Annotated in this window: 11 protein-coding genes and 1 pseudogene; 5 read left to right on the forward strand and 7 right to left on the reverse strand. The window is 61.1% G+C overall.

Features of this window, described 5'->3' with window-relative positions; translation table 11 throughout:
- The 4 genes and pseudogenes from BN1115_RS22180 to BN1115_RS06670 form a co-directional block, all read right to left on the reverse strand.
- Positions 1-72, reverse strand: a 72-nt coding sequence (locus BN1115_RS22180; RefSeq protein WP_156135271.1) for an HAD family hydrolase, incomplete at its 3' end; no start/stop codon positions are given.
- Positions 73-174: 102 nt separating this feature from the next.
- Entirely contained in the window at positions 175-1,842 is a 1,668-nt protein-coding gene (locus tag BN1115_RS06660; RefSeq protein ID WP_042656571.1) for a DUF342 domain-containing protein, read from the reverse strand.
- 275 nt (positions 1,843-2,117) lie between these two features.
- Positions 2,118-3,265, reverse strand: a pseudogene (locus BN1115_RS06665) (competence/damage-inducible protein A).
- Positions 3,266-3,318: 53 nt separating this feature from the next.
- A complete protein-coding gene (locus tag BN1115_RS06670; protein WP_019446227.1) occupies positions 3,319-4,557 on the reverse strand; it encodes a cyclic di-GMP phosphodiesterase in 1,239 nt (412 codons plus the stop codon).
- 144 nt (positions 4,558-4,701) lie between these two features.
- Here BN1115_RS06670 and metA point away from each other — a divergent pair, with 144 nt between their 5' ends.
- Positions 4,702-5,649: a homoserine O-acetyltransferase MetA gene (gene metA / locus BN1115_RS06675; protein ID WP_019446225.1), complete on the forward strand. Its 948-nt coding sequence runs from the start codon at positions 4,702-4,704 to the stop codon at positions 5,647-5,649.
- Here the strand turns inward: metA and BN1115_RS06680 are convergent, their stop codons facing one another.
- The gene (locus BN1115_RS06680; protein WP_042656573.1) at positions 5,650-6,168 is read right to left on the reverse strand and encodes a cyclin-dependent kinase inhibitor 3 family protein; all 519 of its coding nucleotides are present in this window, start codon (positions 6,166-6,168) and stop codon (positions 5,650-5,652) included.
- Positions 6,169-6,311: 143 nt separating this feature from the next.
- On the opposite strand from BN1115_RS06680, the gene BN1115_RS06685 reads away from it, so the two are divergent.
- Complete coding sequence (locus BN1115_RS06685; protein WP_005336001.1) at positions 6,312-6,782, forward strand: Lrp/AsnC family transcriptional regulator; 471 nt, start codon at positions 6,312-6,314, stop codon at positions 6,780-6,782.
- A 91-nt stretch (positions 6,783-6,873) separates the two neighbouring features.
- On the opposite strand, the gene BN1115_RS06690 is transcribed toward BN1115_RS06685, so the two are convergent.
- A complete protein-coding gene (locus tag BN1115_RS06690; protein WP_042656574.1) occupies positions 6,874-8,838 on the reverse strand; it encodes an LTA synthase family protein in 1,965 nt (654 codons plus the stop codon).
- Positions 8,839-9,097: 259 nt separating this feature from the next.
- On the opposite strand from BN1115_RS06690, the gene BN1115_RS06695 reads away from it, so the two are divergent.
- The gene (locus BN1115_RS06695) at positions 9,098-9,355 is read left to right on the forward strand and encodes a DUF2442 domain-containing protein (protein WP_005335997.1); all 258 of its coding nucleotides are present in this window, start codon (positions 9,098-9,100) and stop codon (positions 9,353-9,355) included.
- On the opposite strand, the gene BN1115_RS22185 is transcribed toward BN1115_RS06695, so the two are convergent.
- Positions 9,352-9,612 carry a hypothetical protein gene (locus BN1115_RS22185; protein ID WP_124928440.1) on the reverse strand — a complete coding sequence of 87 codons (261 nt, stop codon included), beginning with the start codon at positions 9,610-9,612 and terminating at the stop codon, positions 9,352-9,354. The two genes, BN1115_RS06695 and BN1115_RS22185, sit on opposite strands and share 4 nt — an antisense overlap.
- On the opposite strand from BN1115_RS22185, the gene BN1115_RS06700 reads away from it, so the two are divergent.
- Together BN1115_RS06700 and BN1115_RS06705 are read left to right on the forward strand one after the other, a co-directional pair.
- On the forward strand, positions 9,601-11,568 hold the full coding sequence (locus tag BN1115_RS06700) for a TonB-dependent copper receptor (protein WP_042656575.1): 1,968 nt from the start codon (positions 9,601-9,603) through the stop codon (positions 11,566-11,568). The two genes, BN1115_RS22185 and BN1115_RS06700, sit on opposite strands and share 12 nt — an antisense overlap.
- A 109-nt stretch (positions 11,569-11,677) precedes the next feature.
- Entirely contained in the window at positions 11,678-13,300 is a 1,623-nt protein-coding gene (locus BN1115_RS06705; protein WP_042656576.1) for an alpha-amylase family protein, read from the forward strand.
- Positions 13,301-13,353: the final 53 nt, after the last annotated feature.

The raw sequence follows: 13,353 nt of genomic DNA on the forward strand, positions 1-13,353 counted from the left end.
GGTGCGGGGAGTAATCTGGCCCTGCGGGTTGAGCAGGGTGCCATCCATATCCAATGCGATCAGCTTGTACATCTCTCACTACCTGAGTCTGGGTGGCCCGCCCGGTGGGGCCAAGGAAGTGGCGAGTGTAGCGAAAATTGGCGGCGGGATCACGGGCGACGGGCTGGTCTTGCTTTAGCTGTGCCCCTCGTACGGGGTCATCTCCAGTGCTTCGTCGTGGATGGCCAGGCGAGTGGGTCCCCGGGTGATGGTGACCCTGCGCTTGAAGCTGGCCATCTCGACCTCGATGCCGGAGAAGAGGTGTTGGGTGGCAATAACCTCCATTTGTGCCATCAAGTTTTGCAGCTCTTCAGAATTTGCTGTGAGCTGCTCGTGGATCAGGGTCAGCTCGGCAAGATGGTGATCCCGGATCGGTTTGATTTTGCGCAGGGTTTCCGGGTTGCGCTTGTCGCCGGGCAGTTGCAGCAGTTTCATCACCAGCGCTTTGATCTTGTCGAGCTGGGCCTGACACTCCAGCTGGCGCAACTTGAGCTGGTGCTCCTGCTCCTTGTGGGTGAAGTAGCCGCCGAGGATCTGCAGCCGGGTATGGTTGGCGGCCTCGGCACCCAGACTCGGCGCCATGATCAGGCGATTGGCAATGCTGGTACCCCCCAGCAGATTGCCTTTGCGCATGTTGCTATCGCCCACCTTGATATCTTGTCCGCTGCGGCTGTAGCAGTGGCTGAGCTGGCTCTGGATCTGGATATCCCCCCCCGCTTCCAGTTGGGCATATTGGGCGTAGCTGGCGTGGATCTCCCCCTGGGCATTGAGCTGGCAGAGGTACTCACCCTGTTCGTTGCGGCGGCCAATGATGCCGTGGCGTACCGTGATGCTGCCCCCCGCCTCGATCAGGCCCCCTTCGATAAAGCCGCCGATGACGATGTCGCCGCTGACCCGCACTTTCATGCCGGGGTTGACGTCACCGCTGACGATTAATCCCCCTTCAAACGCAATGTGACCGTGACGGGCATCCACCTGCTTGACGCTGAGCACCTCGTCCACCTTCATGCCCGCCTTCTCCTGACAGGGCAGTCCGGCGCGACTGGCGATCAGCAGGTCGGGATCGTCGGGAGAGATATAAGTGCCCTCACCTGCGCTCATCGGGCTGTCCTTGCCATCTTTGGCGGGCAGATCCTGACCGGTCACGGTAAAGCCGGGTACGCCCTGGGTGGCTGGGTGGCGGCGCATCAGCTGGGCGCCGGCTTTGACGGTGACGATGGAGCCGAGATCCCGCAGGTCGACTTTGCCATGATCCAGCTCCTGCGGTTTGAGGATCCGCTCGGCCGGGGTCTCCACCAGCCGCTCATAGCGGGTGTCCTGACCATTGACGGCAGGCTGGCCACGGGCAATCACCAGCTTGAGCAGGGTGCCGGGGGCCGCCTCCTTGGCCGATTGAATAGCGGCGGTGAGTAGCTGCTCGCTGACCCCCTGTTTGATCTCGCTGAGAGCGATCGCCTCTTGCAGCTGTTCCAGTGTCACATACTTGCCCCCCCAGTCGGCGGTGATCTGGGCGATGGCACTCATGCGCTCCTTCTCTATCATCACGGCGAGTCGGGCATCCTGACGTTTACCGACAGGGATCGGGCTGGCGGGCACGGGGGCGGCGGGGTTGGTGAGCAGGGTATTGAGCAGGCTGATGGCCTGTTTGATCCCCTCATTCAGCGGCTGATAGCGGCGACAGTTGGAAGCGAGCAGCAGAGCCTGCACATCCTGTTCCGTGACCGGTTTGGTGAGACCGGCGGCAATCCGCAGGCAGACCAGTTCCATGTCGTTTGATAGCAGCAGCCACTCTTTGCTTAACACCGTATCTCCTTGCCAGGTGGGGAGAGGGAGGCTCGGTTTTTCCCCTCTACTGTCATTTAATCTCTCAATGATTAATAAAGCGAGTCGTCAATCTTGAGAGTGGGCAGTATTCAGATATTTCTTCTGAATGGTCAATGGATTGAGGTCAAATCGGTGATGATGGCCGGATAAATTCGGGCGTTGTTCGGCAATGGGGCAGGGTGGCTCGCCGGATCGCGGCAGGGGCGCTTTGCCAGCGACATGGGGAGTGCTGGCAGGGGGAGGCATTGTGGTTATCAGCTGCGCTGCGTCGTTCTGGTCAACGTGAGGAATCACCGAGTACCGGCTCGCCCAGCAGATGGCGGCGCAGCATGTCGAGCGCGGCAAAGGCGAGGATCTTGCGGCGGCTCTCCGGGTCGGGATGGCTGACCTTGACCGTCTGGCCAATTTGCTGGCCATCGGCGCAGAGCTGCAGTGGCACACCCTCTGCCCCCTCTCGCCCTATGGTCAGTTGCAGACCCGTATCGGCTATCGGCAGCCGGGCCAGATCGTCGGCCAGTTGCGTGCTGAAGCGGGCCTCCAGCCGGGAATGGCCGTGACAAAGCGTCAGTAGTGCGCCGCCACTCTCCCCCTCCAGCAGCGTCAGTGGCCTACCTTGCAGCAGCGCGAGGATCTGCTGCGCCGGCTCCGTATCGCCGCTGCCAACCAGCCAGGGGCGGATCCTGTTCAGCAGTCTGCGCTCGGCGCTATTCATGTCAGCGGCGCTGGCGCCGTGGCCGATCAGTTTCAGCTCGATAAGGGGCATGGCGGAGCGGTAACCCAGCTCGATACCGGTGGGCCAGGGGGCGGCATCCAGCATATCGCTGAGGGCAGATTCCGAGACGCCGAAGGTGTAAAAGCGACGCAGCTCGGTATCGACCTGTGCTCCGGCCAGCGCCTTGAGGGGCGGCAGAATCTGCTCTCGCACCATCTGCTTGAACTCGAACGGCACGCCTGGGGTGAAGAAGAGCTGGCTCTGGCCACTTCGCACCACAAAGCCGCAGGCGGTGCCAACCGGGTTGTCGAGGATTTCGCACCCCTGTGGCAGCCATGCCTGTTTGGCATTGCTTTGTGCCATGGGGCGGCCACGGCTGGCGTAGCGGGCCGTGATGGTAGCAAGCCAGTCGGGGAAGAGGGTGAGCGGCTGGTCAAAGGCCTCGGCGGCGGCCTGAGCGGTGAGATCGTCGGCAGTGGGCCCGAGCCCGCCACACACCAGCACCACCTCGGTGCGGCTGGCACTCTCTTGCAGCACCGTTTTCAGGTCGGCGAGGTTGTCACCCACCGTCAGGCGACGGCGCACCTGCCACCCCTGTTCCAGCAGCAGAGCGCTGAGCCAGGCCGCGTTGGTATCCACCACCAGACCCGTCACTATTTCGTCTCCGGTACTGATGATCTCGATACGCATGGCGGGCTCCTTGGATTAAACGGGTGGCAACGGTTGGCCTCGGGCCAACACAATCAGGCTTTGTTGTGCTCGAAGTAGTAGCTGATCCGGGTACGCGGATTGAGGTACTCGAACACGGCGGGCGGCAGCCGTTTGGGGTGGATCACCTTGGCAATCGACAGTTCGGCTTGCTGCAGGTCGATGATGGCCGCTTCCTGACGGGGAATGCGCGGATCGTAGACCAGCACCGAGGGGTAGAGCAGGCGGGAAGCGTTGACCGACATCACCAGCCCCACCTGACCGTTGGAGAGTTGCACCACGCTACCGGGGGGATAGATCCCCATCAACCGGATCAGCATGCTGAGGTACTCCGGATTGAACTGCGCCTTGCGCTGCTTGTAGAGGCCGCTCAGGGCCGAGTAGGGCACCTTGGCCTGCATGTGGCAGAGGTTATCGTACTCGTTGATCAGCGACACCATCTGGGTCAGCGGATCGAGCTGGCCAGCCTTGAGCCCTTCCGGCCCGCTGCCATCGAGATATTCGTGGTGATGGAGCACGATCCCCTTCGCCTCGGCTGGGAAATCCTTGGCCAGATTGAGCAGATCCAGCCCGTAGCGCGGGTGCTGGGCCATCAGGTTCTGTTCCGGCTTGGTCAGCGGCTCGGTCTTGCGCAGGATCTGGCTCGGGATCTTCAATTTACCAATGTCGTGGAATAGAGCCCCCATGCCGACCTGACGGATCTCGTCGGCCGTCATGCAGCACTCCTTGGCCAGCAGCATGCTGAGCACGCTCACATTGAGGGAGTGGAAGTAGAGGTTGTTTCCATCCTCGCTGTCGGAGACCAGATGGAGCACCATCTCGTCCACCGAGAGCAGCTGTTCTGTCATTGCATTGACCAGCTCCTGCGCCTCGCCGATGGCATTGAGGGGGCGGGACTGGATCTTGCTCATCACGCTGCGCACCTGCGCCAGCGACTGCTGGAACTGTTTCTCGCACTGCTGCAGGTTGCGGCGATAGAGTTGCAACTGCTCGATGCGGCGATCCTTCTCCTGCTGCATCTGGGCCTGGCGCTGGGCGGCGTCTGCGCTCTCTTGTTGCTGAGGCTGTACCTGATTGAGAGGCTTGGGCGGAACGTCGCTCTTGTCGGGAATGATGGTGACCAGTTTCAGGCCGAGACGGCGGATCAGCTCGATCTCTTCTTCACTTTTGATTTTGAAGCTGGAAAACAGGAACGGGTGTTCGCGCCACCCCAGTGGCAGGGATACATAGTTGCCGACTTGCAGTCGATCTACGGAAATCTTGATACCGGTCATTATCTTGGAAGCAGGAGACACACTGAGCCGTATGCTAGTCAAAGGCGGGGGTGAATACAAAAGGTATCTGATGACAGGGCAGGAGCTTTATTATAGGCTTCTGGATGTCCAGACATATTTACTGATGCAGTACAGGGAGTAAGCATGCCGATCAAGATCCCGGATCAGTTACCCGCCGCCGAAGTGCTGGGGCAGGAGAACATCTTCGTGATGACGGAATCCCGGGCCGTCACCCAGAACATCCGCCCGCTGCGGGTGCTCATCCTCAACCTGATGCCAAAAAAGATTGAGACCGAGATCCAGCTGATGCGGATGCTCTCCAACTCGCCGCTGCAGGTGGATGTGGATCTGCTGCGCATCGATGACAGGGAGTCAAAGAACACGCCGCAGGCCCATCTGGAGAACTTCTATCACGACTTCGAGCAGGTGCGCGGCAACAACTACGACGGCATGATCATCACAGGGGCGCCGCTCGGGCTGGTGGAGTTCGAGGAGGTGGTCTACTGGCCGCGCATCGTCGAGATCATCGAGTGGTCCCATCAGCATGTCACCTCCACCCTGTTCCTCTGTTGGGCGGTGCAGGCGGCGCTGAAAGCTTTGTATGGCATGGAGAAGCAGACCCACGGCGAGAAGCTCTCCGGGGTTTATCGCCACCATCGCCTCGATGAGCACGAGCCACTGCTGCGCGGTTTCGATGACGAGTTCGTCGCCCCCCACTCCCGTTACGCGGCGTTTGATGGCGATCTGATCCGTGCCCAGACCGACTTGCAGATTTTTGCCGAGTCAGAAGAGGCGGGGGTCTATCTGGCGGCGACCAAGGATTGTCGTCAGGTGTTTGTCACCGGGCACCCGGAGTACGATGCCCTGACGCTGGACGGGGAGTATCAGCGGGATCTGGCGGCAGGGCTCGACCCGGCCATTCCGGTCAACTACTACCCGAATAACGATCCGGGCAAGACCCCGCGCGCCAGCTGGCGCAGCCATGGTCATCTGCTGTTTGCCAACTGGCTCAACTACTACGTTTATCAGCTCACCAGCTATCGGGTGGAAGATATCGGCAAGGTCTTCACCTACGACCAGGGAGGCAAGTAGTCAGTCGCCCTGCGCCAGCCGCTCGGCCAGCTGGTCGAGCCACTGGCGGTGGCAGGCCAGGGTAAACGCCTTGGGTCTGTGGGCCTTGATGGCGGCCATCGCCTCTTGCTGTGGCTGGCCGAGGGTCATCAGCAGCGCGGCGGCGACCAGACCGGTACGACCGCTGCCCCCTTTGCAGTGGATGACCAGATGTTTGCCATCCCCCAGCAGCTCGCGCAGCTGTGGCAGCGCCTGTTGCCAGGCAGCCTCGAAGTCGGTGTCGGGGGCCAGATCATCCTCGATGGGCAGATGGAACCAGCGCATCCCTTCGTGCTCGACCTGCTGGCCGAGCTGCGCCAGTTCGAGTCGGATCAACTCGGCGCTTGTCATCAGGGTCACCACTCCGTGGGCACCGGCCAACCGCAGTTGATCGAGCGCCAGGGTCAGCGGCACCTGCTGGGTGCCGGGGCAGGGGGTCAGCAGCAGCTGACCATCGACACGTGGAACCTCAAGGCTCCAGAAGGGGTGAAACGGGTGCATGGTGGATCCTCGCGTGGTGGCCGCAGGGCTGCGGCCGGTGAATGGCGCCAAGGATAGGCGGGGCAGGGGGGATGTCAATGGCCGTTGTGTTTGCCCCGGTTTACGGGCAGAGTCTAAAAAATTGAGCGGTTCAAGGAGTTAAGATGAGAAACCTGGATCAACTGGATTTGGATATCCTGGCCCATCTGTTTCGGGATGCGGGCATGACCAACAAGGATCTGGCCGCGCTGGTGGGCGTTGCCCCCTCCACCTGTCTGGAGCGGGTGCGCAAGTTGCAGCAGGATGGCGTGCTCAAGGGCGCACACTGCGAAGTGGATTATCAGGCCCTCGGTGGTCACATTCAGGCCATGGTCTCCCTGCAGCTGGCCCGTCACAGCCGCCAGATCATCGATGCCTTCCGCGATGCCATTCTGGCGCTGCCCGAAGTGATCAGCCTGTTCCACATGGGTGGCAAGGATGATTTTCTGGTGCACCTCTGTGTCTCCGACACCGAGCACCTGCGCAACTTCGTCTTTGACCACTTCACCTCCCGCGAAGAGGTGGTGCACCTCGAAACTTCGCTGGTGTTCGAGCACAAGTTCAGCCGCTCCCTGCCCTGCTTTCCCCAGCCATAACGGCCTGTGGGCTGACAGTATGGGTAGATGGAAAAAACCGCCAGCTGGCGGTTTTTTCCATTCTGCTATCGGTTGAATCAGCACGAGCGGCTCAATTGGCGGCGGTGCGTTCATCCTTGGCCGTCCGATAGAGACTCTTCTGATAGGCCATGCTGCCCCACAGCGCCAAACCAAGCGCATCCTCCTTCAAGGCGTCCGGTTGCGCTGCCGGGGTCAGCTTCTCGCTGGCATCATCGTAGACATAGCCTTCCGCCGCGCGTTCCGGTTGCAGGATCACCACATCCTTGCCGCGCATCAGGGCGAAGTTCTTGTCGTACTGCATGATGGCGCGCCCCGGCCAGTCGGCAGGCATGCGAGTCAGATCCTTGCCCAGCATAGGGTAGTCGGCACTGATCCCCATCAGGGAGAGCAGAGTCGGCGCCATATCGATCTGGCTGACGATGCGCGGATCCTTTCTCGGCGCAATACCGTCGCCCACGATAACCCCCGGAATATGGAAGCGGGGGATGGGCACCAGACTGGCGCCACTGACCCGGCTGTCGTGATCGGCGATGACCAGGAACAGGGTGTCTTTCCAGTATTCGGACTGTTTCGCCCTCTTGAAGAACTCGCCGATGGCGTAATCCGCATACTTGGCCGCGTTGTTGCGGGTCTGCTTGGGCTGCTCGAAGAGTTCGATGCGGTTGTCCGGGAATTCGAACGGATCGTGGTTGCTGGAGCTGAACACCAGACTGAAGAAGGGCTTGCCCTCCTTGTGCAGCGCCTTGAAGGTCTCGTCGGCCTTGGCCATCAGATCCTCGTCGGAGGCGCCCCATGAGCCCTTGAACACCGGATTGTCGAAATCCTTCTGCTCGACGATGGTGGTGAAGCCGTTGCCGAGGAAAAAGCTGCGCATGTTGTCGAAGTGACTCTCGCCGCCGTAAATAAAGCTGGTGTCGTAGCCCCGCTGTTTGAGCAGATCCGCGATGGTGAAGAAGTTGGTCTGGCTCTTGCCGAGTTTGACCACCGCCTGTGCCGGGGTCGGCGTGAAGCCGGTCAGTACCGCCTCGATACCGCGCACCGAGCGGGTGCCGGTGGCGTAGAGCTGCTCGAAGGCCCAGCCCTGCTGCGACAGGGCGTCGATGTTGGGGGTAAGCGGCAGGCCGCCGAGGGAGCCGACAAACTGGGCACCCAGACTCTCCTGCAGCAGGATCACCAGATTCTTCGGTTTACCCTGGAAGCTCGCCTGGTTGAAGGTCTGGCTGGGCAGCAGATCAGAGTTGAAATCACTGGCCGGACGGCCACTCTCCTTGCGCATGACCTCGAGCACCTTCTGAGGGGTCATCTCGCCGTAAAACTGGCCGGCATCCTCCTCGGCGCCCATCTGTTTGATGGCAAAGAAGAGGGAGTAGGCGGAGTTGACGGTGAGCGAGTTGACCAGCGGATCCTCGGCAAAGGCGACCATGGCCGGGTTCAGGGCGCGGTGGCCGAGACTGGAGCGGGCACCGAGAAAACCTATGGCCAGAATGAGCAGGGCGAAGGCCGGACGCAGATACCAGCGGGGGAAGCTGAGGCCACGCACCAGACGGCCGCTCAGCCACCAACCGCCGGTCAGCACGGCGCCACTGAAGAGTAACGCCAGCAGCAGCTCGGCTTTGCGCCCCGCCCACAGCATGGCGAACACCTCTTTCGGATAGATGAGGTACTCCACATAGAGGCGGTTGGGGCGCACGCCATATTCGGTGACAAACGAGGGGGTGGAGATCTCGAGGAACAGCATCAGCCAGAGTCCGACGGTCAGCCAGACGCGCATCAGTTGCAGCCAGCCTCGGCCGATGGCATGGGGGCCTGCCAGCAGCAGAGTGAGCATGGCGGGGACACCCCAGACCCAGCAGAGGGTCGCAAAGTCGACCCGGATCCCTTGCAGCAGTATCTCCTGCCAACCGGCCACGGCATCCACTCGTTCCAGTTGCCATATACCGAGGGCGATTCGGCTGAAAGAGAGAGAGAAAAGCGCGAGCGCGCAGAAGACGGCGAAGGGCCAGAACGGGCCGAGTCGCTGTTTTAGATTTGTCATGTTTGTTCCTGAATGAGACTCTAAACGTCTGTCCACAGACGTTTTTTTAGTTGTTGTGAGGTTATGACAGATCGAATTGGTTAAGGTTGCATTCAAGTTTGTTAAAAGTCGGCATTAACACATTTATCATCTAAAAATGTGATGTCGCGCCACTAATGAGCACAGCATAATCTGCTGGGTAAAATGTGAGCCACAGCGTGTATGGATGGGGAGCTGGTGTTTATAATTGCCGCGAATTATCTCAATCGGAGCCGAAGGGATGCCGGTCTTTATCGATGTCGAGTATGTGCGGGGATGGCGCCTGTTTCTGGTGTTATCGGATGGCACCACGGGGGTGCTGGATCTGACCCCCTGGCGAACCCAGCCGCTGTTTGCAAAGCTGGAGAGCGAGCGTCACTGCGCCCGGGTCTTCATCAACCGTCACCACCAGCTGGAGTGGCCCGTCGGATGTACCTTGTCAGCCCATGAGGTCTATCACCTCATCTCTCCCATCGATGAGCGGGAAGCCTTCAGCTAATCCCCATTTTTTGTGAGCCAACGCCAGATTCCTGTTACTGGAATGTTTGCCCGTTTGCCTTTCTGAGCCAACTTGGGTAAAACCTGCGCAACATTTTGCCAACTTGCCTTCGCTTCACCTGACAGAGGCTTGCCGCTTTCGCGCCGCAGGCCTTTTTTGCGGCCAGATGGTAAACCTTTCCCTTGCTGAAAGGTTTGGTTGGTTGAATGAAAATAACAAAATAAACAAATACATAAGGAAAATGTATGGCTTGTCATATGCGCACACCCCTTGCCCTGCTGGTTGGTGGGCTCGCCTGTCACGGCGCTGCCGGTCAGGAATCGGTGCAACAGCTGGATCCCATGGTGGTGGTGGCAACTCGCCCCGCCAGCACCCTGGAGGTGACACTGGATCCCAAGAAGCCCGGTTCCCCCATGCCCGCTGCCGACGGCGCCGGTTATCTGAAGAATGTCACCGGCATGAGCATGGTGCGCAAAGGGGGGCTGGGTGGTGACCCCGTGCTGCGGGGGATGGGGATGTCTCGCCTCAACGTGCAGATGGATGGCGGCATGCTGGCCGGTGGTTGTGGCGGCCGGATGGACCCGCCCACCGCTTATGTGTTCCCCCAATCCTTTGACCGGATCCGGGTGCTGAAGGGGCCGCAATCCCTCGAGCAGGGTGCCACCCTGGCGGGAACCGTGCTGTTCGAGCGGGACAGACCCGAGTTCACCGCACCGGGCCTCAAGGCCGATGCCTCGGCCCTCTATGGCAGCTTTGGCCGTGATGATCAAATGGTGGATATGACGGCGGGCTCGACCGACGGCTATCTGCGCGGTCAGTTCACCCACTCCGACAGCGATGATTACCGCGATGGCCACGGTAACAAGGTGCGCTCCTTCTATCGCCGCGAGAACGGCACCGCCCAGCTGGGCTGGACACCGGGGGAGCACACCTGGCTGGAACTGACCGCCGAGCGCAGCAACGCCCGCGCCGCCTATGCGGACCGCACCATGGATGGCCCCATGTTTGATCGCGAATCCTTCGGGCTGAAGCTCAAGCAGGAGCAGATCACCACTCGCTGGCAGCGCAGCGAGCTGACCCTGTGGGACAACTACATAGACCACATCATGGACAACTTCAGCCTGCGGCAAAACAGCGGCATGAAGATGCTCTCCAACCCGGATCGCCGCAATACCGGCGGGCGTTGGGCCAACGACATCGACCTGCCTGCTGACTGGTTGCTGACCGCCGGGTTCGATAGCAACCGGGATCAGCACCGCAGTCGGAGTGGGGTCGACTATGCCACCAAGGATCGTCAGCGCACCCTGCGTTTCGAGCAGCAGGGCGGCTTCGCCGAACTGGGTCGTCAGCAGGGGGCTCACAGCTACAAGGGCGGTTACCGTCAGGATAGGGTAGAGACCACCCGCTATGGCGCCGGTGAACAGACCCTCTACAGCGATACCCTGAGTCTTAACAGCGGGTTTGGCCGCTACGAATATCAGTGGTCGCCACGCTGGTCCAGCTATCTGGCCTGGGGGCAGGCAGAGCGTGCGCCGGACTACTGGGAGCGCAGCAAGGACAGCACCCCGTTCACCCTCAACCCGGAGCGCAGCCGCCAGTGGGACGCAGGGCTGGCCCTGCGCAGCCGCGAGCTGGATCTGACCCTCTCCCTCTTTAGCGCCAACATCAAGGATTACCTGCTCTACAACAGCAAGTCGAACCAGGTGCGCAACATCGATGCCCAGACCCGGGGCGGCGAGCTGGAGGGGCGCTGGCAGTTTGCCGAGCAGTGGCGTCTCGATGGTGGTCTGGCGGTGGTCTACGGCGAAAACCAGAGCGACAACAAACCGCTGGCGCAGATGCCGCCCCTCGATGGCAAGCTGGCGCTGGGCTGGCAGCCGGACGAAGCGCTGAGCTTCACCCTGCTGGGGCGCGCCGTGGCGGCGCAGGATCGGGTAGATCTCTGGTCCGGTACCGTTGCGGGTCAGGATCAGGGGGAGACTCCGGGCTTCTTCACCATGAACCTGAGCGGCGCCTGGCAGTTTGCCAAGGGGTGGCAGCTCTCGGCCGGGGTAGACAACCTGTTCGACACCTTCTACTACGAGCACCTCTCCAAGTCGGTGCACGCCAGTCAGGCGGGCCTTGGCTACGAGCAGAGCGGCCGTATCCCCGAGCCGGGCCGTTCCTACTGGCTCTCGCTCAACTACCGCATTGCCTCGGCAGGCGTGCTCTAACCAGTTGAGTCAGATAACGTTTTCAGTCACAGACACCGCTGTGTGAGCCTCGCTATCATGGTGAAAAACAGGCGTATCAGACGCTTGTTCTCACAGCGGGAACATAACAATGAAACAAGGAACGTTGCGCTATGGCGGCTTGCTCGGGGCCGCCCTGTTACTGGCGGCCTGTGGAGGTAGCGGTAGCAGCAGCTCTTCCGGTGGCGAGATCATCCCACCGGTACCCAACCGTACCGATCTGGTCAACAACCGCGCCTGTTATGGCGATGATCAACTCGCCTGCAACCTGCGCATCTATCAGGTGATGGTGGAGTCGTTTGCCGATGGTGACGGCAGTGCCAACTACGGCGTCGGTTATGGCCCCTCCCAGCACAACGGCGATCTGCAGGGGATCATCGACAGCCTCGACCACATCAAGAGTCTCAACGTCAACGCCATCTGGCTCACTCCGGTATTCGACTCCTGCGCAGGGCAAGGCGGTGACAACAAGCTCGATGCCACCGGCTACTTCGCCTGCGACTTTTTCACCGTGGATCCCAACTTTGGCAGCAACGCCAAGCTCAAACAGCTGGTGGATGCGGCGCACCAGCGCGGTCTCTATGTATTCCTCGACGGGGTGTTTGGCCACGTCAACAAGGTGGGTATGAGCAAGCCATCGCCAGAGGGGCGTCTGCCCGCCCTCACCGGCGGTGGTGCCGGTTATCCTGGTCAGTTGGTTGATTACAGCAAGCCGGAGAGCCTCGCCTACTTCAAGGAGGTGGCCCGTTACTGGGTCGAGCAGTACGGCATCGACGGCTGGCGCCTCGATCAGGCTTATCAGCTCAATCTGAATGAGTGGCGTGCCATTCGCAGCGAAGTGGAGCAGGCCAGCGCGACACGCAAGGCCGCCGGTCAGCAGTGGGGCACCCTCGGCTACATGGTGGGCGAGGTGTGGAAGAGTGCCGACGAGATCCGTGGCGAGGCTTACGGCAGCAGCGACAATCCGGCGCTCGCCTCGGCGTTCGACTTCCCGTTGCGCTACGGCATCGTGCAGGCGCTGGCGGTGGAGGAGTCCGGCAAGGGCGGGCAAGGGGCCAGCGTGCTCGATGCCAGCTGGAACAAGGTGGAGAACTACCCCGGCCATGCCATGCCAAACCTGATGCTGGGCAACCACGATCTGGTGCGTTTCGGCGATCTGCTGGAGCGCGGCAACTTCAATCCGGCCGAGTACTGGCAGCGCCACAAGGCAGCCTTCAGCTTTATGGCGGCCCGCTCCGGCCCCATCACCTTCTATTACGGCGAGGAGTTTGGTGACGAGGTGCCTGGCTTTGCCAAGCCGGTGAGCGGTGATTGTGCGGCGCAGGGCTTGTGCGATGACCATGTGGCCCGCAGCGACGGCAAGGTGCCCGGTGTCACCGGCTTTGTGCCGGACAGCGAGCAGGCCGAACTGAAAGGGTGGCTCGCCCAGCTGCTGGCGATGCGCGCCGCTCATCCCGCCCTCTATCAGGGGGAGCGAGTCAAGCTGGTGGCCGATGGCAGCCTCTATGGCGACATCAAGCAGACGGCGAGCGAGCAAGTCGTCTATCTGCTCAACCTCTCTACCTCGGCGCTCAGCTACAACCTGCCGACCAACAAGCTGCGCAGCGGCAGTGCGCTGGTGGATCTGCAAAGTGGCGAAAGTCTGGCCCTGGGTAGTGACAGTGTGACGGTGGCGCTTCCCCCTTTGAGCGGCCGTTTCCTCCGCCTGCAATAAGTCAGCGGCAGTCAGCTGTGATATGAGAGAGGGCCCCATCGCGGGGCCCTCTC

The organism is Aeromonas allosaccharophila (genome assembly GCF_000819685.1).
Classification (GTDB): Bacteria; Pseudomonadota; Gammaproteobacteria; order Enterobacterales; family Aeromonadaceae; genus Aeromonas; species Aeromonas allosaccharophila.

Excerpts from the sequence above, each read along its gene's own strand:
- BN1115_RS06670 (WP_019446227.1), bottom strand. The coding sequence starts at position 4,557 with ATGACCGGTATCAAGATTTCCGTAGATCGACTGCAAGTCGGCAACTAT.
- metA (WP_019446225.1), top strand. The coding sequence starts at position 4,702 with ATGCCGATCAAGATCCCGGATCAGTTACCCGCCGCCGAAGTGCTGGGG.
- BN1115_RS06680 (WP_042656573.1), bottom strand. The coding sequence starts at position 6,168 with ATGCACCCGTTTCACCCCTTCTGGAGCCTTGAGGTTCCACGTGTCGAT.
- BN1115_RS06685 (WP_005336001.1), top strand. The coding sequence starts at position 6,312 with ATGAGAAACCTGGATCAACTGGATTTGGATATCCTGGCCCATCTGTTT.
- BN1115_RS06690 (WP_042656574.1), bottom strand. The coding sequence starts at position 8,838 with ATGACAAATCTAAAACAGCGACTCGGCCCGTTCTGGCCCTTCGCCGTC.
- BN1115_RS06695 (WP_005335997.1), top strand. The coding sequence starts at position 9,098 with ATGCCGGTCTTTATCGATGTCGAGTATGTGCGGGGATGGCGCCTGTTT.
- BN1115_RS06700 (WP_042656575.1), top strand. The coding sequence starts at position 9,601 with ATGGCTTGTCATATGCGCACACCCCTTGCCCTGCTGGTTGGTGGGCTC.
- BN1115_RS22185 (WP_124928440.1), bottom strand. The coding sequence starts at position 9,612 with ATGACAAGCCATACATTTTCCTTATGTATTTGTTTATTTTGTTATTTT.
- BN1115_RS06705 (WP_042656576.1), top strand. The coding sequence starts at position 11,678 with ATGAAACAAGGAACGTTGCGCTATGGCGGCTTGCTCGGGGCCGCCCTG.